Origin of the sequence: Mesorhizobium sp. M7A.F.Ca.CA.002.05.1.1, from assembly GCF_003998335.1 — a bacterium.
Lineage (GTDB): Bacteria > Pseudomonadota > Alphaproteobacteria > Rhizobiales > Rhizobiaceae > Mesorhizobium.
On the sequence record NZ_RZQI01001044.1, the window covers coordinates 1 to 1,925 of the forward strand.

The window sequence follows — 1,925 nt, forward strand, 5'->3', positions numbered from 1 at the left end:
CGCCTGGCGTAGGCTTCCACGGCCCTGGTCGAGACGACCTGGTCGGCGCCGGCGGCGATGATCAGCAGCGGGACCTGGATCCGAGCCATGAAATCGGGGTCGCTGACGGCTTCCGATGCTTTCGCGGCTGCCTGCAGCCAGCGGATCGTCGGCCCGCCAAGCGCCAGTTGCGGGTATTCTTCATAGATCCGTGTGTTGCGCCGATAGCGCTCCGGGTCCGATGTCAGCTTGTTGGTCTCGAACGGGGCCGTAACCCTCGGCCGCGGACCCCAGGCGGCGTAGAGCCGGCCGAGGCCGAGAGCGCAGAACAGAGAACAGACGCGGCGAACCGTCGAGATCGAGACCGGCAGGTCGGGCAGCGTCAGGAAGGGCGCGATCAGCACCATGCGCCGGATGCGGTTCACCATTGATGGGGCGGCAAGCAGGGTGATCAAGGCACCTGCCGAATGGGCGAGGATGTAGTACGGTCCGCGGCAATCGGGCAGCACGATCTCCTCGAAGAACTGTTCGAGGTCGGCGGTGTACTCGCGGAAGCTGCTGACGTAGCCGCGCTGGTGATCGCGGATCAGCCGGTCGGAATCGCCCTGGCCGCGCCAATCGAGCGTGGCGACGCCAAAGCCGCGATCGGCAAGGTTGCGGATGGTTTCGAAATATTTCTCGATGCACTCGTTGCGGCCGGTGAGCAGGACCACGGTGCCCTTCATCGGGCGAGCGACCGCGCCGAACAGGCCGTAGCGGATATTCTTTCGGTCACGCGTGGTGAAGAAGCCGCCGGTGGCATTTTCCGGCCGCGGATTGCCCTCGATTTCGTGAAAAAGGGAGTTTTCGGTGAAAAGATCCGTCATTCGGCGCTTCGTGCTCGGCGTCTCGCATGCCCGCCTGCGCTGGCCGGCTCCGCTAAGGTGATAGACGCCCATGCGCCAAAAGCCAAGGAATTCCCGGTGAAGGGGAGGCTGCATCAGGGAAGGCCGGAAGCCGCTTGAAAGCGTGCTTCCGGCCCCTGTCGATCCGGGAGGAAGGGACGTTACACCCGGTCGGCCTCGTTGCGGTGCCTGTTGTGCAATCGGCGCCGCCAGTCCTTGATCCTGGAATGGACTTTAGCGCCGGCTGCCTGAACGCGCGCCGAAGTGCCGGTTCATCTGCCGTTCATCAAGGGTCCGGCCGCCGTGGCTTTTGCCGCCAGGTGAAATCTTGAAATGCTTTCCAGCGCTCCCCAAATGTCTCGTGCGGTCGCCAATGTCGGGGCCGCTGGTCCACCCGAAACGCCGCTCAAGGGTTTCGCACCGGCCATACGCAAACCATGTTGCTCAACAGGAGAACACCTCATGCGTCACGTTGATTTTTCCCCGCTTTATCGCTCGACCGTCGGCTTCGATCGTCTGTTCACGATGCTCGATTCGCTTGCGCAGCCGGATGGCGCGCAGACCTATCCGCCCTACAACATCGAGCGCACCGGTGAGGATTCCTACCGGATCTCGATGGCGGTTGCCGGCTTCTCGGACGAGGAAATCTCGATCGAAGCCCATCGCAACGTGCTGACCGTGAAGGGTGAGCGCAAGGACGAGGGCACCGGCGAAGGCTCTGAGCTGCTCTATCGCGGCATTGCCTCGAGGGCTTTCGAACGTCGCTTCCAGCTTGCCGACCACGTCGAGGTCGTTGGCGCCTCGCTGAAGAACGGCCTGCTCTTCGTCGACCTCAAGCGCAACATCCCCGAGGAGCTGAAGCCGCGCAAGATCGCCATTACGGCGTCTTCGGCCAAGGCCAAGCAGATCGAGGCCAAGACCGCTGCCTAAAATACAAGTCTCCTCCCGAGACGGAAGCGGCGCCGAAAGGCGCCGCTTTTTTGTTGTCGGGGAAATGCGTTATCAGGCGATCAGCTGGCCAAAACGGTCGACTTCATCGGCTGTCGTCGCAAAGCTGGTGAC

General features: G+C 62.9%; 2 protein-coding genes. One reads left to right on the forward strand and one right to left on the reverse strand.

Annotated features, from left to right (window positions below):
* Positions 1–845 (reverse strand): alpha/beta fold hydrolase (locus EN939_RS32200; RefSeq protein WP_164751423.1); only part of this gene is annotated, 845 nt, incomplete at its 3' end.
* Positions 846–1,325: 480 nt separating this feature from the next.
* On the opposite strand from EN939_RS32200, the gene EN939_RS32205 reads away from it, so the two are divergent.
* Positions 1,326–1,793: an Hsp20 family protein gene (locus EN939_RS32205; RefSeq protein WP_013529716.1), complete on the forward strand. Its 468-nt coding sequence runs from the start codon at positions 1,326–1,328 to the stop codon at positions 1,791–1,793.
* The last annotated feature ends 132 nt before the right edge of the window (positions 1,794–1,925 follow it).

What these genes read in the sequence shown, in the direction of transcription:
- EN939_RS32205 (WP_013529716.1), top strand. Translation starts at nt 1,326, where the DNA reads ATGCGTCACGTTGATTTTTCCCCGCTTTATCGCTCGACCGTCGGCTTC.